Genomic DNA, 21,380 nt, shown 5'->3' with positions numbered 1-21,380 from the left:
AATTATCCATCAGGTTCGTTGTCCCCGGCCTGTGGCCGGGGATCGCCTACAATCTTTACAGCCCCGATTTCAGGCTGGCTTCCAGGTATTCGTCGATATCACCGTCGAGCACCTTGTCGCAGTCGCTGCGTTCGATGTTAGTGCGCAAATCCTTGATCCGCGACGCATCCAGTACATAAGAACGAATCTGGTGTCCCCAGCCGATGTCCGACTTGGTGTCTTCCAGCGCCTGGGAAGCGGCGTTGCGCTTCTGCATTTCCTGCTCGTACAACTTGGCCCGCAGCATTTTCATGGCGGTGTCCTTGTTGGCGTGCTGGGAACGTTCGTTCTGGCAGCTGACCACGGTGTTGGTCGGTACGTGAGTGATACGTACCGCCGAGTCGGTGGTGTTTACGTGCTGGCCACCGGCGCCGGAGGAGCGATAGGTGTCGATGCGCAGGTCGGCCGGGTTGATCTCGATTTCCACCTTGTCGTCGATCTCTGGCGAGACGAAAACGGCGGAAAACGACGTGTGGCGACGGTTGCCGGAGTCGAACGGGCTCTTGCGCACCAGGCGGTGCACGCCGATCTCGGTACGCAGCCAGCCAAAGGCGTATTCACCCTTGATGTGCACGGTCGCGCCCTTGATGCCGGCGACTTCACCGGCGGACAGTTCCATGATGGTCGCCTCGAAACCGCGCTTGTCGGCCCAGCGCAGGTACATGCGCAGCAGGATGTTGGCCCAGTCCTGGGCCTCGGTGCCGCCGGAACCGGCCTGTATATCCAGGTAGGCGTTGTTCGGGTCCATTTCGTGGCTGAACATGCGGCGAAATTCAAGCTTGGCGAGGTTTTCCTCGAGACGGGCCAGCTCGGCGACGACATCGCCCACTGCGCCTTCGTCATCTTCTTCGACGGCCATGTCCAGCAGGTCACGGCAGTCGGCCAGGCCGGTGTTCAGTTCGTCGAGGGTGTCGACGATCTGCGCCAGCGCAGCACGCTCGCGACCCAGTTCCTGGGCGTACTCAGGTTTGTTCCAGACACTCGGATCTTCAAGCTCGCGATTGACTTCGGTCAGACGCTCATGCTTTTGATCGTAGTCAAAGATACCCCCGAATAGTTTCGGAGCGCTCGGACAGGTCCTTGATGGTGTTAAGGATCGGGTTGATTTCCATGGCGGGCAGCACTCGTTGGCGAACTTTTGAAAGCCGGCGAGTATAACGGCAAACGCCTGGAAACGGCAGTCCACCCGGCTGAAAAGGCGGAGCGTTCCACATGTGGGAGGGGGCTTGCCCCCGATGGCAGTCTGTCTGCCAATGAAGTTGTAACTGACACACCGCTATCGGGGGCAAGCCCCCTCCCACATTTGGCTTCGCGCTGGCCTTGGGTTATTCGATGCCGACCTGGTTGCGCCCATTGTGCTTGGCCATATACAGACCCTTGTCCGCCGCCATGATCAGCTGGCGGCAATCGGTACCTTGCACCGGCGTCAAGGTCGACAAGCCAATGCTGATGGTCAGGCTCGAACCTTCAGTCGGCGCGATATGCGGGATTTTCAAGGCCTCCACCGCCATGCGCAGCTTTTCAGCCACCAGCCGCGCACCGCCCGGCGAGGTGTTGGGCAGCACCAGCGCGAACTCTTCGCCGCCATAGCGTGCCGGCAGGTCGGAAGGACGGCTGCTGGCTTCGCGGATGGTGCTGGCGACTTTGCGCAAGGCTTCGTCACCCTCGACGTGGCCAAAGCTGTCGTTGTAGGTCTTGAAGAAGTCCACATCGATCATCAGCAAGGAGAGCTGGGTCTGGTCGCGCATGGCACGGCGCCATTCCAGTTCCAGGTATTCGTCGAAGTGACGACGATTGGACAGCCCGGTCAGGCCATCGGAGTTCATCAGCCGTTGCAGCACCAGGTTGGTGTCCAGCAACTGTTGCTGGCTGACCCGCAATGCGCGGTAAGCCGCGTCGCGCTGCAACAGGGTCATGTAGGAGCGCGAGTGATAGCGAATGCGCGCCACCAGTTCGATATTGTCCGGCAGCTTGACCAGGTAATCGTTGGCCCCGGCCGCAAACGCTGCGCTCTTGATCAGCGGGTCTTCCTTGGTGGAAAGCACGATGATCGGGATATTCGCCGTGGCCGGGTGATTGCGGTATTCGCGCACCAGGGTCAGGCCGTCGAGGCCGGGCATGACCAGGTCCTGCAGGATTACGGTCGGCTTGATGCGAATCGCCTGGGCGATCGCCTGGTGCGGGTCGGCGCAAAAGTGGAAATCGATGTTTTCTTCATGGGCCAGGCCGCGCCGCACGGCTTCTCCGATCATGGCCTGGTCGTCGACCAGCAGCACCATGGCGGCGTTTTCGTCGGTCTTGAAGTCGTCGAGCTGTAAATCATTCATGTGCGGTCACCTGAATTACTGCCTGCAAACCAGCACGGCGGGAGATTTTCGATCATGCAAAGACCTCCAGCAATCGCGGCGCAATTCTGTCCAGTGGGCGAATTTCAACAGCGGCGTCAATCGCCGCCGCCGCTTTGGGCATGCCATACACCGCCGAACTCTGCTGGTCCTGGGCGATGGTCAAATATCCTTGTTCGCGCATCAACTTCAGGCCCTGGGCGCCATCGCGTCCCATGCCGGTCAGCAGTACGCCAACGGCGTCACCGTTCCAGTGGCTGGCGACACTTTCGAAAAACACGTCGATGGAGGGCCGGTAGATCTCGTTCACCGGCTCTGCGGTATAGGCTAGCGTGCCATTTTTCAACAAGCGAATATGGTGGTTGGTACCGGCCAGCAAGACCACGCCGCTTTGCGGCGGCTCACCCTCTCGGGCCAGACGCACCGGCAGGCCGGACGCACTGCTCAACCACTCGGCCATGCCGGCGGCGAACACCTGGTCCACATGCTGGACCAGCACGATGGCGGCGGGAAAGTTCCGGGGCAAAGCCTTGAGCAGCACTTCCAGGGCCGCCGGGCCGCCCGCCGAAGAACCGATAGCCACCAGGCTCTGGCGTTTGCCGGTGCTGCGCTCAGGCACGGTTTCGGCGCGCACACGGCTACCGCGCTGGCCGATCAGCCAGCCGATGTTGAGAATCTTGCGCAACAACGGCGCAGCCGCATCCCTGGGGTTGCCCACGCCCAGCGCCGGGGTGTCCACCACATCCAGGGCGCCGTGGCCCATGGCTTCGAACACCCGGCTCATATTGGCCTGGCGGTCGACGGTCACCAGCAGAATCGCGCATGGGGTCTCGGCCATGATCTGCCGCGTGGCCTCCACGCCGTCCATTACCGGCATGATCAGGTCCATCAGGATCAGGTCCGGGACCCGTTCGGCACAGCGCTGCACCGCTTCCAGACCGTTGTTGGCCACCCACACCAGTTCATGGGCGGGTTCGAAGCTCAAGGCACGCCGCAACGCCTCGACGGCAAGGGGCATGTCATTGACGATCGCGATCCTCATGCCCGGGCGCCCCCGATCAATTCAACCACGGCGTCGAGCAAGGCATCGTCGTGAAAGCTGGCCTTGGCCAGGTAATAGTCGGCACCGGCGTCGAGGCCTCGACGTCGGTCCTCTTCACGATCCTTATAGGAAACCACCATCACCGGCAACGATTGCAGGCGACTGTCTCGGCGCAAGAGTGTGACCAATTCAATACCGTCCATGCGGGGCATATCAATGTCAGTGATAAGCAGGTCGAAATCCTCGGAACGCAGCGCGTTCCAGCCATCCATGCCATCGACCGCAACGGCCACTTCATAACCGCGATTGAGCAACAACTTGCGTTGCAGCTCACGCACGGTCAGCGAGTCGTCCACCACCAGCACCCGCTTGCGCGGTGCCTCGGTGGCCTGCTGGGTGCGCCGGGCGATACGTTCCAGGCGACCGGTGTTGAGCAACTTGTCCACCGAGCGCAACATGTCTTCCACGTCGACGATCAGGACCACCGAGCCATCGTCGAGCAAGGCGCCGGCGGAAATATCCTGGACCTTGCCCAGGCGATCATCCAGCGGCAATACCACCAGGGTGCGTTCACCGATAAAGCGTTCCACGGCGATCCCATACACCGCATCGCGCTCGCGGATCACCACCACTTTCAAGGTATCCGAAGGGGTTTGGCCCGGCGGACGCTGCAACAGCTGACTGGCGGCGACCAGGCCGACATGCCGGCCCTCGTGCCAGAAATGCTGGCGACCTTCCAGTTGCACAATGTCCTCGGGCGCCAGGTCGCACATGCGTTCGATGTGCGCCAGAGGGAAAGCGTAGGCCTCTTCACCGACCTCCACCACCAGGCTGCGCACCACCGACAAGGTCAACGGCACTTCCAGATGAAAGCGACTGCCCTGCCCCGCCGTCTGCTCCAGCACCACCGCGCCGCGCAATTGACGCACCATATGTTGCACCGCATCCAGGCCCACCCCGCGACCGGACACTTCGGTCACCTTGTCGCGCAGGCTGAACCCCGGCAGGAACAGGAACGTCAGCAGTTCTTCCTCGCTCAGGCGCAACGCGGTTTCCACGGGGGACAGGTGCCGATCGACAATGGTGCCGCGCAGACGCTCAAGATCGACGCCGTTACCGTCATCGCTCAACTCCAGTACCAGCAGCCCGGCTTGATGGGACGCGCGCAGGCGAATCGAGCCTTCCGCCGGCTTGCCCGCCAGCAGCCGCTGCTCGGGCATTTCGATGCCGTGGTCGACGGCATTGCGTAATAAATGCGTGAGTGGCGCCTCGAGCTTTTCCAGCACGTCGCGGTCGACCTGGGTTTTTTCGCCCTCGATCTCCAGGCGCACCTGCTTGCCCAGGCTGCGGCCGAGGTCACGCACCATGCGCACCTGCCCGGCCAGCACATCGGCAAACGGGCGCATGCGACAAGCCAGCGCGGTGTCGTAAAGCACTTGAGCGCGCTGGCCGGCCTGCCAGCCGTATTCGTCCAGCTCGGCGTTCTTCTGCGCCAGCAACGCCTGGGCTTCACTCAACAAGCGGCGGGTATCGGCCAGGGCCTCCTGGGCCTCCAGGTTCAAGTCGACGACCTTGAGATGACCCTCCAGCGTATCCAAGGTGCGCAGGCTGTTGCTTTGCAGGCGCTTGAGACGCTGCAGGCTGGCCAGGTAAGGCTTGAGCCGCTGGGTTTCAACCAGCGATTTGCTGGACAGGTCCAACAGGCTGTTAAGGCGTTCGGCCGTGACCCGCAGCACGCGCTCTCCGCCTTCGGTCATGCGTTTGCCCTGGCGCGGCGGCTCGCTGATGACGGCGGGCGCAGGTTCAGGCTCGGGCGGCTGCACTTCGATCACAGGCATGGGAGCCGGTTCGGGTTTCGGCGCGAGCATGGCGGTGGGCTGCGACGGGTCCAGCAGGCGCTCCATCAGCGCCACATAGGCCTGGATATCCGCCGTGCCCACGTCATTGCCCGGGGTGGCGATGCGCATCAGCAAATCCGTGCCCTGCAGCAACGCGTCGATATGTTCGGGCTGCAGGTACAAGCGTGCTTCCTGGGCGCTGACCAGGCAGTCCTCCATGACATGGGCCACGCTGACGCCAGCGTCCACGCCGACAATCCGCGCCGCGCCCTTGAGCGAGTGCGCCGCACGCATGCAGGCCTCGAGCTGGTCGGCCTGGGTCGGGTTGCGCTCCAGGGCCAGCAGGCCTGCACTGAGCACCTGGGTCTGCGCATCGGCTTCCAGGCTGAACAGTTCCAACAGCGAGGCATCGCGCATCTGGTCGGGGGTCATGCAAGGCTCCGGGTCACGGCGAACAGCAATTGAGCCTCGTCCAGCCAACGCAGGCTACGGCCTTTCCATTGCAATACGCCCTGGGTGAAACGCGCGCTGGCCTGGGTACCGGAGGCCGACGCGGCGCTCAAGGTGCGCTCATCGATGGCATGGATGCCATCCACTTCGTCCACCGGCACGACTACCGGGCCATCCTGCGCGGCAATGATCAGCATGCGCGGCATGATGCGACCGCCGGTGGCGCCGTTAGAGGTGCTGTCCAGGCCGAGCAGTTCCACCAGCGACAGGCAGGCCACCAACGCGCCGCGTACGTTGGCCACGCCCAGCAATGCCCGGGAGCGCTGGTGCGGCAAGGAGTGGATCGGTTGCAACGGCGCCACTTCCACCAGGCACCGGGTGGCGATGCCAAGCCATTCTTCGCCGAGGCGGAACATCAGCAACGAGCGGGTGACCACCTGGTTATCCAGCTCGCCGGCGGCTTGTGCGGGACGCTCGTCCTGCTGCAGTGCATAGCGGTCGAGCAGGCGTGTGGCTGCGGCGGAATACACCGAGCAGTTACGGCAATGGATATGCTGCGCCAGCAAGGGGCAGGATTTGTCGCCATGAATGCCGATGCGATTCCAGCAATCGTCGATGGCTTGGGTGTCGGCCAGGGTCAGGTCCAGGCCTGCGGTATCCAGCGCGTCAGGGCTACTCATCGTTTGGACTCACTGTCGGCTCGCTCGCTACGCACGGCACGCGCCTGCAAACGACGCGCCCCCGCACTGTCGCCCTGGGACTCAAGCAACGCGGCCAGGTGCATCAAGGCCTGAGGATGCTGCGGTTCCAGGTATAAGGCTTTACGGTAATACCCTTGGGCTTGCGGAGCACTGCCGGCCACATCGCTGAGCAGGCCCAGCCAGTAGAACACCTGGGCGACCGGCGGATGGCTGCCCAAATAGCGCTCGCAGGCAGCGCGGGCCTCGGCACTTTTACCCTCATTGGCCAAGGTGGCGATCTGGTTGAGCAACTCCCCGGCCTCCGTGTGCGGCGCCTTGAGCGGTGCCTGGGCACTGACCGTGCTGAACGGGCGCGGCTTGAGCGCTATCGGCGCCGCACCGCGCTTCGGCGGGGCCGCCGGCATCGGTACAAATACCGGGGCTGGCGCGGCCGACTCCACATGCCGACTGAACGCAAAGGATTGCGGCACGCCAATCGAACGCATGCCATGACGTCCCAGCAGGCTGCCTTCGGCCGGGCCGATAAACAGCACGCCGTCCACGTGAGTCAATTGCTTGAGCACATCGAAGACTTGCTGCTGGGTGGGCTGGTCGAAATAGATCAGCAAGTTGCGACAGAACACAAAATCGTAGCTGGGCTCGTTGGCCAGCAGCGCCGGGTCAAGCAAGTTGCCAACGTGCAGGCGCACTTGTTCGCGCACCCGGTCGGCAATGCGATAGGCACCGCCGTCTTCAGTGAAATGCCGGTCACGGAATTCGAGATCGGCGCCGCGAAAAGAGTTCTTGCCGTATACACCGCGACGGGCACGCTCCACGGACAGCGGGCTGACGTCCATCCCTTGCACTTTGAACTGGTGCGGCGCCAGGCCCGCGTCGAGCAGGGCCATGGCAATCGAATAGGGTTCTTCGCCGGTGGAACACGGCAGGCTCAGAATGCGCAACGCACGCATCTGCTTGATCTCGGCCAGGCGTGCATGGGCCAGGCGCGCCAGGGTCGCAAAGGACTCGGGGTAGCGGAAAAACCAGGTCTCTGGAACGATCACCGCTTCAATCAGCGCCTGCTGCTCATCGTGGGAGCTTTGCAGGAGCTGCCAATAGGCGTCCGCTGTGGGCACCTGGGACACTTGGCAACGCTGGCGCACCGCGCGCTCGATGATCGCCTCGCCCACCGACGCGACGTCCAGGCCGATGCGTTCCTTCAGAAAGGCCGAGAAGCGCGGATCATTGCTCATAGGCTCAACTCGCTGGAAAACAGCAGCGCGCGCACGTCGTCGGTCAACAGCTCGGCCACGCCAATCCACTGCATCAAGCCCAGCGCATCTTCGCGCACCGGCCCCAGATAGGGTGCCTGGCGGTTATCCAGGCCATAGGGCAGGAACTCGGCGGGGTCGCAACGCAGGGTGTCGGTGGCCTGTTCCAGAATCAGCCCCAGCCACCGCGCCTGGCTCCAGGGTTGTGGCTGATAACTGACCAGCACCAGCCGCGTGCTGGTGCGGGCCTGGGCCGCCGTACCGAAGGTCAGTGCGCTCAGGTCGATCACCGGCACCAGCGCGCCGCGATGGGCAAAGATGCCCGCCACCCACACAGGTGCCTGGGCGATGGGTTTGAGCGGCAGGCGCGGCAGCACTTCGACCACTTCCGTGGCCTTGAGGGCAAAGCGTTCACTGCCGATGTGGAACACCAGGAACAACGCCTTTTTCGCTGCCGGGACGGCGCCGCGCTTAGCCGCGAAGTCGCTCATCAGACTTTGAAACGCGACACGCCGCTGCGCAGACCCACCGCAACCTGGCTCAGTTCATCGATGGCAAAGCTGGCCTGGCGCAGGGACTCGACGGTCTGGCTGCTGGCATCCCCCAGTTGTACCAGCGCGTGGTTGATCTGCTCGGCGCCGGTGGCCTGGGCCTGCATGCCTTCATTGACCATCAACACCCGCGGCGCGAGGGCCTGCACCTGGTGGATGATTTGCGACAGTTGCTCACCCACTTGCTGCACCTCGAACATGCCTCGGCGCACTTCTTCGGAGAACTTGTCCATGCCCATCACGCCTGCCGACACCGCCGACTGGATCTCGCGCACCATCTGCTCGATGTCGTACGTCGCGACGGCGGTCTGATCGGCCAGACGGCGTACTTCGGTGGCGACCACGGCAAAACCGCGCCCGTACTCACCGGCTTTCTCGGCCTCGATGGCGGCGTTGAGGGACAGCAGGTTGGTCTGGTCAGCCACTTTGACGATGGTCACCACCACCTGATTGATGTTGCCGGCCTTCTCATTGAGGATCGCCAGTTTGGCGTTGACCAGGTCAGCGGCGCCCATTACCGAATGCATGGTTTCTTCCATACGGGCCAGGCCCTGTTGACCGGACCCCGCGGCGACCGACGCCTGGTCGGCGGCGGTGGACACTTCGGTCATGGTGCGCACCAGGTCCTTGGAGGTGGCGGCGATTTCTCGGGATGTAGCGCCGATTTCAGTGGTGGTGGCTGCGGTTTCGGTAGCGGTGGCCTGTTGCTGCTTTGAGGTGGCGGCAATCTCGGTCACCGACGTGGTGACCTGCACCGAGGAGCGCTGCGCCTGGGAAACCAGCGCGGTCAGCTCGGTCATCATGTCGTTGAAGCCGGTTTCGACCGCGTTGAATTCGTCTTTGCGCTCCAGGTTCAGGCGCTTGCTCAGATCGCCGGTGCGCATGGTTTCGAGGATATCGATGATGCGCTTCATCGGCGCCGTGATTGCGCGCATCAGCAGCAGGCCACATAGCGCCGCGGCAAGAATCGCCAGCAGCAGCGAAACGCCCATGCTGACTTTCGCCGCCCCGACGGCATTATCGATGGCGGCGGTGGCGTCATCGGAGACCTGTTTATTCTCGCTGATGATGTCATTGAGTTTCGCACGACCTGCGACCCAGGTGGGTGTCAGCTGCTCGTTGAACAACCGGAGTGCCTCGGCGGCGTTGTTGCCCTGCTGCGCCTCAAGCACCTGGCTGAGCGCTTGATTGTAGCGCTGGTGCAGTTTTTCGAAGGCATCGAAGTCGCTGCGATCCTGAGTAAAATTGATCGTTTTCGCGTAATCGGCCATGTACTTCTCAAGGCGCGCCTCGAAAGACTTGTAGTCCTGCTTGTCGTCTTCGGAAATGCCCTGGTTCTTGTGGATCCCGACCAACTCCTGGGTTTGCAGGTAGCTGTCGACCCACGCGCTGCGAATCATCGAACTGAAAAACACGCCCGGCACGGCATCATCCCGGACCAGGTTTGCGCTGGTTTCGATTTTCAACAGGCGCGAATACGAGAGCACGACCATCAGCAGCATGATCGCGATAATGACCGCGAAGCTCGCCAAAATCCGTTGGCGCAGGGTCCAGTTCTTCACAGTAATTCCTCGCAGGGCCATTCAAATGGAGGGGAGTATAGCTGAGCGATGGCGTGTATTAACCAACGGTTTGCGGGGACACCCGGAGCCAGCGCCACCCTTGCGGCAGGCGCCCTGGCAGTTGAGCCGGGACAGGCTTGAATGTGGGAGCAGGCCCGCTCCCACATTTGGATCGGTATGCGATTCTATTCGACGTTAAGGCGCACCTGTTTCTCCAGCTCCGCCTTCAGGCCCGGCTCCAGCTTCAGTTGGCGCGCCAGTTCGTCCAGGTAGGCCTTCTCCATGAAGTTTTCCTCGTCCACCAGCATCACACTGGCGATATACATCTCGGCGGCCATTTCCGGGGTACTGGCGGCGCGGGCTACGTCAGCCGGGTCGAGTGGCTTGTTCAGCTCGGCATGCAGCCAGGTTTGCAGTTCGCGGTCATTGTCGAGTTTTGTGAATTCGCCTTCGATCAACGCGCGCTCACGCTCATCCACATGCCCGTCGGCCTTGGCGGCAGCGACCAGCGCCTTGAGAATGCCCTGACTGTGTTGCTCGACCTGGGCCGGCGGCAGGCGATCAATGGTTTGCGGCTCGCCCTGGGGCGCGCCGGCCTGCTGTGCCTGCCAGTTGCCGTAGGCTTTGTAGGCGATGACCCCCAAGGCGGCCAGGCCTCCGTAGGTCAGGGCCTTGCCGCCGAATTTGCGCGCTTTTTTATTGCCCAGCAGCAAGCCCATGGCGCCGGCCGCCAATGCGCCCCCGCCTGCGCCACCGAGCAAACTGCCGAGCCCGCCACCGCCCAGCAGCCCACCCAGGGCGCCTTTGTCGTTTGATTGACGTTGGCCGCCAGCCTTGTTCTGCAACATGTCCTGGCCAGACTTGAGCAACTGATCGAGCAATCCACGGGTATTCATTCGTAGCCTCCAGACACTTGGGTTCGTAGGACCAATAGGCCCCCAGCGTAAAACTAAGTGCCAAAAAGGCTCTATCTAGAGTGCTTCCAGATGTAACGCCCTGCCCTGCTGTCAGAAATGTCTTGTTGCACAGCGACGCCATCACGCTGCCATCAATGATTTTTCCTTCAGCATCGAACCGCTTAAGCTATCCGGCGTCTGTTTAATGTCCGTTGCGTTTGGCCGAAGGCATGTCCGAACCGTTATTTCTGATCCGTTACGTGCCAGGAACGGCGCGGGATTTGCTCACGACAGGTTGTCTCTATGCACCGCAGGAATTTGCTCAAAGCGTCCATGGCCATTGCGGCCTACACCGGGTTGTCGGCCAGTGGCCTGCTGGCCGCGCAGGCCTGGGCCGGAAACCGTGCCGCCGACGGCAAGGCCGTGGCATTCGATTTCGACACGCTCAAGGCCCAGGCCAAACAGCTCGCCGGCGCCGCCTACAAAGACACCCGGCAAGTGCTGCCGCCCACGCTGGCAACCATGACCCCGCAGAACTTCAACGCCATTGGCTACGACGGCAACCATTCGCTGTGGAAGGAACTGAACGGGCAACTGGACGTGCAGTTTTTTCACGTCGGCATGGGCTTCAAGACGCCGGTGCGCATGCACAGCGTCGACCCCAAGACCCGCGAGGCCCGCGAAGTGCATTTTCGCCCTTCGCTGTTCAACTATGAAAAAACCACGGTCGACACTAAACAGTTGACCGGCGATCTGGGCTTCTCCGGCTTCAAGCTGTTCAAGGCGCCGGAGCTGGACCGCCATGACGTGCTGTCGTTTCTCGGCGCCAGTTACTTCCGCGCCGTGGACGCCACCGGGCAGTACGGCCTGTCGGCGCGCGGCCTGGCGATTGACACCTACGCAAAAAAACGCGAGGAGTTCCCCGATTTCACCCAGTTCTGGTTCGAAACCCCGGACAAAAACGCTACCCGCTTCGTGGTCTACGCCCTGCTCGATTCGCCCAGCGCGACCGGTGCCTATCGTTTCGATATCGACTGCCAGGCCAACCAGGTGGTGATGGCGATCGATGCGCATATCAACGCGCGCACCGCCATCGAACAGCTGGGCATTGCGGCCATGACCAGCATGTTCAGTTGCGGTACCCACGAACGCCGGATGTGCGACACCATCCACCCGCAAATCCACGACTCGGACCGCCTGGCCATGTGGCGCGGCAACGGCGAGTGGATCTGCCGTCCGCTGAACAACCCGGCCAAGCTGCAGTTCAACGCCTTTGCCGACACCAACCCCAAAGGCTTCGGCCTGGTGCAGACAGACCACGAGTTCGCCAGCTATCAGGACACGGTGGACTGGTACAGCAAGCGTCCGAGCCTGTGGGTGGAACCTACCACCGCCTGGGGTGAAGGCTCGATCGACCTGCTGGAAATCCCGACCACCGGCGAGACCCTGGATAACATCGTGGCCTTCTGGACCCCGAAAAAACCAGTAGCAGCCGGTGATTCGCTCAACTACGGCTACAAGCTCTACTGGAGCGCCCTGCCGCCGGTGAGCACACCGCTGGCCCAAGTGGACGCGACCCGTTCGGGCATGGGCGGATTTACCGAAGGCTGGGCCCCTGGCGAGCATTACCCCGAGGTGTGGGCACGCCGCTTTGCGGTGGACTTCAAGGGCGGCGGGCTGGATCGTTTGCCAGCCGGCACGGGCATCGAGCCGGTGGTCACCTGTTCCCACGGCGAGGTGAAAGACTTCAGCGTGCTGGTGCTCGACAACATCAAGGGTTATCGCATCCTGTTCGACTGGTACCCCACCAGTGACAGCGTGGAGCCGGTGGAGCTGCGCTTGTTTATCCGTACCCAGGACCGCACCTTGAGTGAAACCTGGCTGTATCAGTACTTCCCGCCCGAGCCGGGCAAACGCAAGTACACCTGACACCATGACCGACAGTGTGGGAGCCGCGTGCTCCCACGCTGTTATTCAGCGGCCCTTCAGAACCGCGAGACGGTTTTCATCGCCCCGATCAGATACCGCATCGCAACCTGGTCGCTCTCGGTCAGCGCGCGATAATGCGCCAGCAGTTCGGCTTCATCCGAACTCAACCTGTGGCCACGCAAGAACATCCTGCGGGTCAGAAAAGACGCCACCACACCCGCTACACCATACGACTTGGCCATGGACTGCTTCTCCTGATATCGATCCAACACTCCTGCCGCCCATTCATTGCGTGCCGTGAAGCATCTTGCCTTCATGGGCGAACCGACTGACTTCCTGGGCCGAAAATCAGGCTTACCTTTAGCGTAGAAACAATCTGGTTACGTGTGGGATTTTTTTAGAGTATTCACTTAAATAATTGCCTCGGTAATAAATACCTACAACCGATTCTTACGCTTTCGTCGATCAACCTGCGTCATAACCACGGGCAAAAAAACCCACCGTGTCAGGGTGGGTTCTGTGGGCATGCGCTAAAGGATCAATCCCTGAGATCCGATTCATGAATCGGCTGGTCGCGGTGCGTTGCCCGCTGATATTGCGCCGGCCAGATCGCCTTGCGCCCGCCCAGGTCATCGTCGGCATGCAGTGGCCAGTACGGGTCACGCAACAGTTCGCGGGCGAGGAAGATGATGTCGGCCTGACAGGTGCGCAGAATGTGCTCGGCCTGGGCCGGCTCGGTGATCATGCCGACGGTGCCGGTGGGGATACCCGACTCTTTGCGCACCCGCTCGGCAAAGCGCGTCTGATAACCGGGGCCGGTGGGGATTTCGGCATTGGCGGCGGTGCCACCGGAAGACACGTCGATCAAGTCCACGCCCAGGTCTTTCAAGCGGCGCGCCAGTTCCACGGTCTCATCGGGGTTCCAGCCGTCCTCTACCCAGTCGGTCGCCGATACACGCACAAACAGCGGCAAATCCTCGGGCCAGACTTCGCGCACCGCGCGGGTCACTTCCAGGACCAGGCGGATGCGGTTTTCAAAAGAACCGCCGTACTGGTCCTGGCGCTGGTTACTGATGGGCGACAGGAACTGATGCAGCAGGTAACCGTGGGCAGCGTGGATCTCCACCACTTCAAAGCCGGCGGTCAAGGCACGCTTGGCGGCGGCGACAAAATCCGCAATCACTTGGCGGATCTGCGCTTCATCCAGGGGTTTGGGTTGCGTGTGCTGAGGGTCGAATGCGATGGGCGACGGGCCTACGGGCACCCAGCCTCCCTCTTCTGGCTTGACGCTGCCATGCTTGCCGATCCAGGGCCGATAGGTGCTGGCCTTGCGCCCGGCATGCGCCAACTGAATACCGGCCACCGCGCCTTGCGCCGCAATGAAGCGCGTGATGCGTTGCAACGGTTCGATTTGTTCGTCTTTCCACAAGCCCAGGTCCTGGGCGGTGATGCGGCCATCGGCGGTCACGGCGGTGGCTTCGGTAAAAATCAGCCCGGCGCCACCGACGGCGCGACTGCCCAGATGCACCAGGTGCCAGTCGTTGGCCAGGCCATCATCGCTTGAGTACTGGCACATCGGTGATACCGCGATGCGGTTCAGCAGGGTGAGTTGACGCAGGGTATAGGGTTCGAGCAGCTGACTCATGGCGCACCTCTTCGGGTTCTGTGGGCAAGCTCCAAGGCTCTCTTTCATGGTGCTTAGAGCCTAGTCGACAACGACGGATTGCACTGGGTTCAGAGGTAAAGAGTTCACAGGTAAAGAGTTCAGACGTAAACCGGGAGCCGATTGCCGGCTCCCGTCATACAGTGCCTTACATTTCGACCTGGGTGCCCAGCTCGATCACCCGGTTGACCGGGAGTTTGAAGAAACGCAGGTTGCCGTTGGCATTCTTCAACATGAACGCGAACAACGCTTCGCGCCAACGCGCCATGCCTTTGATGCGCGAGGCGATCACGGTTTCACGGCTGAGGAAGTAAGTGGTGCGCATCGGGCTGAAATCCAGCGCATCCAGATGGCACAGTTTCAGCGCCTCGGGCACGTCCGGCTCATCGGTGAAGCCGAAGTGCAGGATCACCCGGAAGAACCCTTCGCCATAGGCATCCACTTCGAAACGCCGTGTCGCAGGCACGCGCGGGATGTCTTCGTAGACCACAGTCAGCAGCACCACCTGCTCGTGCAGCACCTGGTTATGCAGCAGGTTGTGCAACAGCGCGTGGGGCACGGCATCGGGCCGCGCCGTGAGGAATACCGCCGTACCCTGCACGCGATGAGGCGGCTGCACGCGGATACTGCTGATGAAGATGGGCAGCGGCAAGCCGCCCTCGTCGAGGCGCTCGACGAGCAATTGCTTGCCGCGCTTCCAGGTGGTCATCAGCACGAACAGCACGATTCCCGCCAATACCGGGAAGGCGCCGCCCTGGATGATCTTCGGCACGTTGGCGGCAAAGTACAGACCGTCCACCAGCAGGCAGCAGAGCAATACCGGCACGGCCAGTATCGGTGGCCATTTCCACAGCAGCAGCATCACCGCAGACACCAGGATCGTGGTCATCAGCATGGTACCGGTCACCGCCACGCCGTAGGCGGACGCCAGCGCACCGGAGGATTCGAAGCCCAGCACCAGCAGGATCACGCCCACCATCAGCGACCAGTTCACCGCGCCAATATAGATCTGCCCCTGTTCGGCGCTGGAGGTATGTTGAATGTGCATGCGCGGGATGTAACCCAGCTGGATGGCCTGGCGCGTCAGGGAGAACGCACCGGAAATCACCGCCTGGGAGGCAATCACGGTGGCCAGGGTCGACAGCACCACCAGTGGAATCAGCGCCCAGCTCGGCGCCAGCAGGTAGAACGGGTTGCGCGCCGCCTCCGGATCGCCCAACAGCATGGCGCCCTGGCCGAAATAGTTGAGCACCAGCGCCGGCAACACCAGGATGAACCAGGCACGGGCGATGGGTTTGCGGCCGAAGTGGCCCATGTCGGCATACAACGCTTCGGCGCCGGTCAGCGCCAGCACCACCGCGCCGAGGATGGCCACGCCGATGCCGGGGTGAGCCTCGAAGAAGCGCACGGCCCACATCGGGTTCATGGCGCTGAGCACCTCAGGGTGCAGGGTGATGCCATACACGCCCAGGCCGCCCAGCACCAGGAACCAGGTCACCATCACCGGCCCGAACAGCTTGCCGATACGGTCGGTGCCGTGTTTCTGGATCAGGAACAGCGCCACCAGCACCACCAGTGCGATAGGCACTACCCATCTATCCAGGCCGTCGAACGCCAGCTCCAGGCCCTCCACGGCCGACAACACCGAAATCGCCGGCGTGATCATGCTGTCGCCGTAGAACAGCGCCGCGCCGCACAAGCCGCACACCACCAGGAAACTGCGCAATTTCCTGCGCTCCCCCGCCGCCCGCCGTGCCAGAGCAGTCAGCGCCATGATGCCGCCTTCGCCCTGGTTGTCGGCGCGCAGCACGAACAGCATGTATTTGATCGACACGACCCAGATCAGCGACCAGAAGATCAGCGCGAGGATCCCCAATACCCCGTCATGGTTGACCTGTACCCCGTAACCGCCGTTGAACACCTCTTTAAGGGTGTAGAGCGGGCTGGTCCCGATATCGCCGTAAACCACCCCGACCGCTGCCACCAGCATGCCAATCGGCTTGGCGTTGGAATGCTCGGCACCCGCTGCCTGACTACTTGCCTGACCCATCAACCACTCCTGCCCTTTGACCTGAGGTCTCTTATAAACAACGTGCTCAAACTGACCCTAGCATGCGCTGTTTTACTTCTCGTAACAGACGTTTTGTTGACCTTAGGATTTTACCTACACGCAACGGCGCGAAGCATAGCGCAGCACTGGTCGCATTTCTCTGCATTAAAACAGGCGTCTTTTTGCCTGCATTGACGTCATTGGGTACCAACGCTACGTTTTCGCGTGTTACAGGCACGGTGATTCCGACGTATGGATTGCCGGGCGTCACGCTTGGAGCAAAAAGCGTTTGCCCGGTTTTGACGGGTTGATCCATACTCAAGACGTAGCCACAACGTAGCTACATTTTTGATAGGGAGTCACGATATGTCTGCATTACTGAAAACCACTGATGTGCGTTGTCGCATAGACGAGGATTTGAAGGAGCGTGCCACTGCTGTGCTCAATGCCTGTGGGCTTAGCCTCAGTGACGCCATGCGTCTTTTCCTCCGTCAGGTCGTGACGACGCAAGGGCTGCCTTTCGAGGTACGCATCCCTTCGGAGAAAACCGCTCGCGCCATGAAGCAAGCGCATGCTATCCGTCGCCAGTTCGACTCGATCGATGACATGCTAAGGGACGCCGATGGCGAAGCAGGAGAAGAAGCAAAAACGCGCTGACATACCCAAGCAATGCGCACAGACGCCTGAGTTTAAAAAGTCCTGGGAGCGTTATAAACGCGCCGGGCGTCGAGACATGAATGAAGTACGGGGAGTAATGGTGATGCTTTTTTTAGGCGAACAACTACCCGCCGAGTATCGAGACCATGCGCTTACCGGAAATTGGGACGGATTTAGAGAATGCCATATTGGTGGTGATTTCCTGCTGATTTACGAGCACTCGCGGGCTGACCTGATCACCTTTGTGGACTTGGGGAGCCATGCTGAATTATTTGCTTAGGCATTGGGGTATTGAAGAGCACAGCGCTCGTCGCATTTCCCCGCATAAAGCTGGTCAAGTGCCTTGCACGCCGCTAGAATTGCGCACTTTTTGATCAGAGGCGCACCAAGCGCCCGTCCGCTGCCCGCCCTTCACGGTGGCGGCGACATTCGATACCGAGGTTAGACATGTCCACCACCATCGCAAAAGCCAACCCCAAGGTTGGCTTTGTTTCCCTGGGTTGCCCGAAGGCTCTGGTCGACTCCGAGCGCATTCTCACGCAACTGCGCATGGAAGGTTATGACGTTGTGTCCACTTACCAGGACGCGGACGTGGTGGTGGTCAACACCTGTGGTTTCATCGACTCGGCCAAGGCAGAGTCCCTGGAAGTGATCGGCGAAGCCATCAAGGAAAACGGCAAGGTCATCGTGACCGGCTGCATGGGCGTGGAAGAAGGCAATATCCGCAACGTACACCCAAGCGTACTCGCCGTGACCGGCCCGCAGCAGTACGAGCAGGTGGTCAACGCCGTGCACCAGGTGGTACCACCACGCCAGGACCACAACCCGCTGATCGACCTGGTGCCGCCGCAAGGCATCAAGCTGACGCCGCGTCACTACGCGTACCTGAAGATTTCCGAAGGCTGCAATCACAGCTGCAGCTTCTGCATCATCCCGTCGATGCGCGGCAAGCTGGTCAGCCGCCCGGTGGGCGATGTGCTGGACGAGGCCCAGCGCCTGGTCAAATCCGGCGTGAAAGAGCTGCTGGTGATTTCCCAAGACACCAGTGCCTACGGCGTCGACGTGAAATACCGCACCGGTTTCTGGAATGGCGTGCCGGTGAAAACCCGCATGACCGAACTCTGCGAAGCCCTCAGCAGCCTGGGCGTGTGGGTGCGCCTGCACTACGTTTACCCGTACCCGCACGTGGACGAGCTGATTCCATTGATGGCCGCCGGCAAGATCCTGCCGTACCTGGACATCCCGTTCCAGCACGCCAGCCCCAAAGTGCTCAAGGCCATGAAACGCCCGGCCTTCGAAGACAAGACCCTGGCGCGTATCAAGAACTGGCGCGAAATCTGCCCGGAACTGATCATCCGCTCCACCTTTATCGTCGGTTTCCCCGGCGAGACCGAAGAAGACTTCCAGTACTTGCTGGACTGGCTGACCGAAGCCCAGCTGGACCGCGTCGGCTGCTTCCAGTACTCGCCGGTCGAAGGCGCTCCGGCCAATCTGCTGGACCTGGCCGTGGTCCCGGACGAGGTCAAGCAGGATCGCTGGGAGCGCTTCATGGCGCATCAACAGGCGATCAGCTCGGCGCGCCTGCAACTGCGCATCGGCAAGGAAATCGAAGTGCTGATCGACGAAGTTGACGAGCAAGGCGCGGTCGGCCGCTGCTTCTTCGATGCGCCGGAGATCGACGGTAACGTGTTTATCGACGATGCCAGCGGCCTGAAGCCGGGCGACAAGGTCTGGTGCACCGTGACCGACGCCGACGAATACGATTTGTGGGCCGAAAAGCGCGACTGATTGTAAAAATTGAAAAAGCCCTGCTTCTGGACAAGATGCGGGGCTTTTTTAGGTCTATCGTTTTGTCCATCTACACCTATTTCGACAAGAGACAGCGGGCATGCGTGAGCATTCGGTTATCCATACCCCCAAAAATAGCGATTACCCCGAGCTGGCGAGGATCTGGGAGGCCTCGGTGCGCGCCACTCATGAATTTTTGCCGGAAAGCTACATCCTCTTGCTGAAAAACCTGGTGCTGACCCGCTACCTGGATTCAGTGATGCTCGTCTGTACCAAGGATTCAAGCCAGCGCATTACCGGGTTTGCCGGCGTAGCGGCGGGCAAGGTGGAGATGCTGTTTATCGACCCGCTGCATCGTGGCCAGGGCCTGGGCCGGCAATTGCTGCGCTATGCAATCGAACACATGAACGCCGATGAGCTGGATGTGAACGAACAGAACCCGCAGGCGCTGGGTTTCTATTGCCATCAGGGCTTCGAAGTGATCGGACGCACGGAGCACGATGGCCTGGGCAAGCCCTATCCGTTGCTGCATATGCGATTGCGCCAGCAGCAAATACGCAGTGGCTGAAATGGGGCCGGGATTAACCGGCGCCAGGCAGGTACAATAGCCGCCCCCTTTTGTTACGGCCCTTGTCATGACTGACCCCATACGCCTCTCCAAACGCCTTATCGAACTGGTCGGTTGCTCCCGTCGGGAGGCTGAGCTGTTTATCGAAGGCGGCTGGGTCTCGGTGGACGGTGAGGTGATCGACGAGCCACAGTACAAGGTCACCACCGAAAAAGTCGAACTGGACCCAGAGGCCAAAGCCACCGCGCCAGAGCCGGTGACCATTCTGTTGCACGCCCCGGCGGGGATGGACGCCGAGACGGCTATGGCGTCGATCAGCGCCGAAACCCTGTCGGAAGAACACCGCTTCAGCAAGCGCCCGCTGAAAGGCCACTTCCTGCGTCTGACTGCCAGCGCCGACCTGCAAGCCAAGGCCAGCGGCCTGCTGGTGTTCACTCAGGACTGGAAAATCCTGCGCAAGTTGACCGCCGATGCCGCCAAGATCGAGCAGGAATACGTGGTGGAAGTCGAAGGCGATATGGTGGCCCACGGCCTCAACCGCCTGAACCACGGCCTGACCTACAAAGGCAAGGAACTGCCGGCGGTAAAAGCCAGCTGGCAGAACGAAAACCGCCTGCGTTTCGCGTTGAAGAACCCGCAGCCGGGGGTGATCGCGCTGTTCTGCGAAGCCGTTGGCTTGAAAGTCGTCGCCATCCGCCGCATCCGCATTGGTGGCGTGTCCATTGGCAAGGTGCCGGTGGGCCAATGGCGTTACCTGTCCGGCAAAGAGAAGTTTTAGGCCGTTACCCTTTTCCCGACACTGCCTGACTGGGCGGTGTCTACCCGTTGAAAACCAGGATTGCCCACCATGATTCACAACGACGTACTGCGCAGCGTGCGCTACATGCTCGACATCAGCGACAACAAGATGGTCGAGATCATCAAGCTCGGCGGCATGGACGTAACCAAGGAAGACCTGCTCACCTACCTCAAGAAAGATGAGGAAGAAGGTTTTGTATTCTGCCCGGACGAGGTCATGGCCCACTTTCTCGACGGCCTGGTGATTTTCAAGCGCGGCAAGGACGAAAGCCGTCCGCCGCAGCCGATCGAAACCCCGGTGACCAACAACATCATCCTGAAAAAATTGCGTGTAGCCTTCGAGTTGAAGGAAGACGACATGCACGCCATCCTCAAGGCCGCCGAGTTTCCGGTGTCCAAGCCCGAGCTGAGCGCGCTGTTTCGCAAGTTCGGCCACACCAACTACCGCACCTGTGGTGACCAGTTGCTGCGCAACTTCCTCAAGGGTCTGACGCTGCGGGTTCGTGCGTAAGCCATGAGTTATCAGGTCGCGCCCGTCGGCTTCGTACGCTCCTGCTTCAAGGAGAAGTTCGCCATCCCGCGCCAGCCGCAACTGGCGCCGGCCGCCCGCGGCGTGCTGGAGCTGGTGGCGCCGTTCGATGGCGGCGAGGCGGTGCAGGGCCTGGAACAGGTCAGCCACGTATGGTTGCTGTTTTTGTTTCACCAGGCGCTGGAAGACAAGCCACGCCTGAAAGTGCGCCCGCCACGCCTGGGCGGCAATACGTCCATGGGCGTGTTTGCGACCCGCGCCACCCATCGCCCTAACGGCATTGGTCAGTCGGTGGTGAAGCTGGACAAGGTGGAACCGGGGCGGCTGTGGATTTCCGGAATCGATTTGCTCGACGGCACGCCGGTGCTGGATATCAAGCCGTATGTGCCCTATGCCGATATCGTCGATACGGCGACCAACAGCATCGCCAGCGCTGCGCCGCTCCTGATAGGCGTCCAGTGGCTCAAGACCGCGCTGCAACAGGCGCAGGGCCATGCCCAGCGCTTGGGTGAACCCTTGGTGGAACTGATTGATCAGTGCCTGGCACAGGACCCGCGACCGGCCTACCAGACGCCTGGGCCGGAGCGCGAGTACGGTGTGCGGTTCTGGGATGTGGATGTGCGTTGGCACTATCCCGAGGCAGGGATGATTTGCGTATTGGAAGTGGTGCCTGCTGGATAAACCGGAACCCAAATGTGGGAGGGGGCTTGCCCCCGATAGCAGT

Annotated in this window: 20 protein-coding genes; 8 read left to right on the top strand and 12 right to left on the bottom strand. The window is 61.4% G+C overall.

The features are described from left to right. Positions 1-55: 55 nt before the first annotated feature. From prfB to MRY17_RS05880, 9 genes are all read right to left on the bottom strand, one after another. Positions 56-1,151 (bottom strand): peptide chain release factor 2 gene (gene prfB / locus MRY17_RS05920; RefSeq protein WP_124357308.1). Its coding sequence is split into 2 segments (ribosomal slippage): positions 56-1,078 and positions 1,080-1,151, totalling 1,095 coding nucleotides; the frame shifts between segments, so codons are not numbered across the junction. 213 nt (positions 1,152-1,364) lie between these two features. Then, positions 1,365-2,366 (bottom strand): response regulator, encoded by a 1,002-nt coding sequence (locus tag MRY17_RS05915; protein ID WP_243353434.1) that lies wholly within the window; start codon positions 2,364-2,366, stop codon positions 1,365-1,367. Between the two features lie 52 nt (positions 2,367-2,418). Then, positions 2,419-3,426: a chemotaxis response regulator protein-glutamate methylesterase gene (locus MRY17_RS05910; RefSeq protein WP_181284095.1), complete on the bottom strand. Its 1,008-nt coding sequence runs from the start codon at positions 3,424-3,426 to the stop codon at positions 2,419-2,421. Beyond that, positions 3,423-5,696, bottom strand: coding sequence for a hybrid sensor histidine kinase/response regulator (locus MRY17_RS05905; protein WP_243353433.1), 2,274 nt, complete (start codon positions 5,694-5,696; stop codon positions 3,423-3,425). The genes MRY17_RS05910 and MRY17_RS05905 overlap by 4 nt, the downstream gene beginning before the upstream one ends. After that, a complete protein-coding gene (locus MRY17_RS05900; protein ID WP_243353432.1) occupies positions 5,693-6,394 on the bottom strand; it encodes a chemotaxis protein CheW in 702 nt (233 codons plus the stop codon). The genes MRY17_RS05905 and MRY17_RS05900 overlap by 4 nt, the downstream gene beginning before the upstream one ends. Continuing rightward, positions 6,391-7,647 (bottom strand): CheR family methyltransferase, encoded by a 1,257-nt coding sequence (locus tag MRY17_RS05895; protein ID WP_243353431.1) that lies wholly within the window; start codon positions 7,645-7,647, stop codon positions 6,391-6,393. Before MRY17_RS05895 ends, MRY17_RS05900 begins: the two co-directional genes overlap by 4 nt. Continuing rightward, on the bottom strand, positions 7,644-8,156 hold the full coding sequence (locus MRY17_RS05890; protein ID WP_181284099.1) for a chemotaxis protein CheW: 513 nt from the start codon (positions 8,154-8,156) through the stop codon (positions 7,644-7,646). The genes MRY17_RS05895 and MRY17_RS05890 overlap by 4 nt, the downstream gene beginning before the upstream one ends. After that, entirely contained in the window at positions 8,156-9,778 is a 1,623-nt protein-coding gene (locus tag MRY17_RS05885) for a methyl-accepting chemotaxis protein (protein ID WP_181284100.1), read from the bottom strand. The genes MRY17_RS05890 and MRY17_RS05885 overlap by 1 nt, the downstream gene beginning before the upstream one ends. Positions 9,779-9,963: 185 nt before the next feature. Further along, positions 9,964-10,674, bottom strand: a complete 711-nt coding sequence (locus MRY17_RS05880) for a tellurite resistance TerB family protein (protein ID WP_191951532.1) — start codon at positions 10,672-10,674, stop codon at positions 9,964-9,966. A 303-nt stretch (positions 10,675-10,977) separates the two neighbouring features. Here MRY17_RS05880 and MRY17_RS05875 point away from each other — a divergent pair, with 303 nt between their 5' ends. After that, on the top strand, positions 10,978-12,603 hold the full coding sequence (locus MRY17_RS05875) for a glucan biosynthesis protein D (protein ID WP_191951533.1): 1,626 nt from the start codon (positions 10,978-10,980) through the stop codon (positions 12,601-12,603). A 56-nt stretch (positions 12,604-12,659) separates the two neighbouring features. On the opposite strand, the gene MRY17_RS05870 is transcribed toward MRY17_RS05875, so the two are convergent. From MRY17_RS05870 to MRY17_RS05860, 3 genes are all read right to left on the bottom strand, one after another. After that, positions 12,660-12,845 carry a hypothetical protein gene (locus MRY17_RS05870; protein ID WP_057723253.1) on the bottom strand — a complete coding sequence of 62 codons (186 nt, stop codon included), beginning with the start codon at positions 12,843-12,845 and terminating at the stop codon, positions 12,660-12,662. A 296-nt stretch (positions 12,846-13,141) separates the two neighbouring features. After that, positions 13,142-14,248 (bottom strand): NADH:flavin oxidoreductase/NADH oxidase, encoded by a 1,107-nt coding sequence (locus MRY17_RS05865; protein WP_181284103.1) that lies wholly within the window; start codon positions 14,246-14,248, stop codon positions 13,142-13,144. Between the two features lie 166 nt (positions 14,249-14,414). Next, positions 14,415-16,316: a potassium transporter Kup gene (locus MRY17_RS05860; RefSeq protein ID WP_181284104.1), complete on the bottom strand. Its 1,902-nt coding sequence runs from the start codon at positions 16,314-16,316 to the stop codon at positions 14,415-14,417. A gap of 366 nt (positions 16,317-16,682) precedes the next feature. Between MRY17_RS05860 and MRY17_RS05855 the strand changes: the two genes are divergently transcribed. From MRY17_RS05855 to tsaA, 7 genes are all read left to right on the top strand, one after another. Then, positions 16,683-16,973 (top strand): type II toxin-antitoxin system RelB/DinJ family antitoxin, encoded by a 291-nt coding sequence (locus tag MRY17_RS05855; RefSeq protein ID WP_057723256.1) that lies wholly within the window; start codon positions 16,683-16,685, stop codon positions 16,971-16,973. Beyond that, positions 16,939-17,253 carry a type II toxin-antitoxin system YafQ family toxin gene (locus MRY17_RS05850; protein ID WP_124357295.1) on the top strand — a complete coding sequence of 105 codons (315 nt, stop codon included), beginning with the start codon at positions 16,939-16,941 and terminating at the stop codon, positions 17,251-17,253. The genes MRY17_RS05855 and MRY17_RS05850 overlap by 35 nt, the downstream gene beginning before the upstream one ends. Positions 17,254-17,420: 167 nt before the next feature. Further along, on the top strand, positions 17,421-18,761 hold the full coding sequence (gene rimO, locus MRY17_RS05845; RefSeq protein ID WP_431768375.1) for a 30S ribosomal protein S12 methylthiotransferase RimO: 1,341 nt from the start codon (positions 17,421-17,423) through the stop codon (positions 18,759-18,761). A gap of 100 nt (positions 18,762-18,861) precedes the next feature. Further along, the gene (locus MRY17_RS05840) at positions 18,862-19,329 is read left to right on the top strand and encodes a GNAT family N-acetyltransferase (protein ID WP_181284105.1); all 468 of its coding nucleotides are present in this window, start codon (positions 18,862-18,864) and stop codon (positions 19,327-19,329) included. Between the two features lie 67 nt (positions 19,330-19,396). Continuing rightward, complete coding sequence (locus tag MRY17_RS05835) at positions 19,397-20,107, top strand: rRNA pseudouridine synthase (protein ID WP_124426126.1); 711 nt, start codon at positions 19,397-19,399, stop codon at positions 20,105-20,107. Between the two features lie 69 nt (positions 20,108-20,176). After that, entirely contained in the window at positions 20,177-20,638 is a 462-nt protein-coding gene (locus tag MRY17_RS05830) for a DUF1456 family protein (RefSeq protein ID WP_005785469.1), read from the top strand. A 3-nt stretch (positions 20,639-20,641) separates the two neighbouring features. After that, the gene (gene tsaA / locus MRY17_RS05825) at positions 20,642-21,337 is read left to right on the top strand and encodes a tRNA (N6-threonylcarbamoyladenosine(37)-N6)-methyltransferase TrmO (protein WP_243353430.1); all 696 of its coding nucleotides are present in this window, start codon (positions 20,642-20,644) and stop codon (positions 21,335-21,337) included. Positions 21,338-21,380: the final 43 nt, after the last annotated feature.

This window comes from Pseudomonas orientalis (genome assembly GCF_022807995.1).
In the GTDB taxonomy this organism is placed as follows: Bacteria; Pseudomonadota; Gammaproteobacteria; order Pseudomonadales; family Pseudomonadaceae; genus Aquipseudomonas; species Aquipseudomonas orientalis_B.
Note: the sequence above shows the minus strand (reverse complement) of the source record. Positions and strands in the feature narration are given on the sequence as shown.

What these genes read in the sequence shown, in the direction of transcription:
- MRY17_RS05915 (WP_243353434.1), bottom strand. Translation starts at nt 2,366, where the DNA reads ATGAATGATTTACAGCTCGACGACTTCAAGACCGACGAAAACGCCGCC.
- MRY17_RS05910 (WP_181284095.1), bottom strand. Translation starts at nt 3,426, where the DNA reads ATGAGGATCGCGATCGTCAATGACATGCCCCTTGCCGTCGAGGCGTTG.
- MRY17_RS05905 (WP_243353433.1), bottom strand. Translation starts at nt 5,696, where the DNA reads ATGACCCCCGACCAGATGCGCGATGCCTCGCTGTTGGAACTGTTCAGC.
- MRY17_RS05900 (WP_243353432.1), bottom strand. Translation starts at nt 6,394, where the DNA reads ATGAGTAGCCCTGACGCGCTGGATACCGCAGGCCTGGACCTGACCCTG.
- MRY17_RS05895 (WP_243353431.1), bottom strand. Translation starts at nt 7,647, where the DNA reads ATGAGCAATGATCCGCGCTTCTCGGCCTTTCTGAAGGAACGCATCGGC.
- MRY17_RS05890 (WP_181284099.1), bottom strand. Translation starts at nt 8,156, where the DNA reads ATGAGCGACTTCGCGGCTAAGCGCGGCGCCGTCCCGGCAGCGAAAAAG.
- MRY17_RS05880 (WP_191951532.1), bottom strand. Translation starts at nt 10,674, where the DNA reads ATGAATACCCGTGGATTGCTCGATCAGTTGCTCAAGTCTGGCCAGGAC.
- MRY17_RS05875 (WP_191951533.1), top strand. Translation starts at nt 10,978, where the DNA reads ATGCACCGCAGGAATTTGCTCAAAGCGTCCATGGCCATTGCGGCCTAC.
- MRY17_RS05870 (WP_057723253.1), bottom strand. Translation starts at nt 12,845, where the DNA reads ATGGCCAAGTCGTATGGTGTAGCGGGTGTGGTGGCGTCTTTTCTGACC.
- MRY17_RS05865 (WP_181284103.1), bottom strand. Translation starts at nt 14,248, where the DNA reads ATGAGTCAGCTGCTCGAACCCTATACCCTGCGTCAACTCACCCTGCTG.
- MRY17_RS05860 (WP_181284104.1), bottom strand. Translation starts at nt 16,316, where the DNA reads ATGGGTCAGGCAAGTAGTCAGGCAGCGGGTGCCGAGCATTCCAACGCC.
- MRY17_RS05855 (WP_057723256.1), top strand. Translation starts at nt 16,683, where the DNA reads ATGTCTGCATTACTGAAAACCACTGATGTGCGTTGTCGCATAGACGAG.
- MRY17_RS05850 (WP_124357295.1), top strand. Translation starts at nt 16,939, where the DNA reads ATGGCGAAGCAGGAGAAGAAGCAAAAACGCGCTGACATACCCAAGCAA.
- rimO (WP_431768375.1), top strand. Translation starts at nt 17,421, where the DNA reads ATGTCCACCACCATCGCAAAAGCCAACCCCAAGGTTGGCTTTGTTTCC.
- MRY17_RS05840 (WP_181284105.1), top strand. Translation starts at nt 18,862, where the DNA reads ATGCGTGAGCATTCGGTTATCCATACCCCCAAAAATAGCGATTACCCC.
- MRY17_RS05835 (WP_124426126.1), top strand. Translation starts at nt 19,397, where the DNA reads ATGACTGACCCCATACGCCTCTCCAAACGCCTTATCGAACTGGTCGGT.
- MRY17_RS05830 (WP_005785469.1), top strand. Translation starts at nt 20,177, where the DNA reads ATGATTCACAACGACGTACTGCGCAGCGTGCGCTACATGCTCGACATC.
- tsaA (WP_243353430.1), top strand. Translation starts at nt 20,642, where the DNA reads ATGAGTTATCAGGTCGCGCCCGTCGGCTTCGTACGCTCCTGCTTCAAG.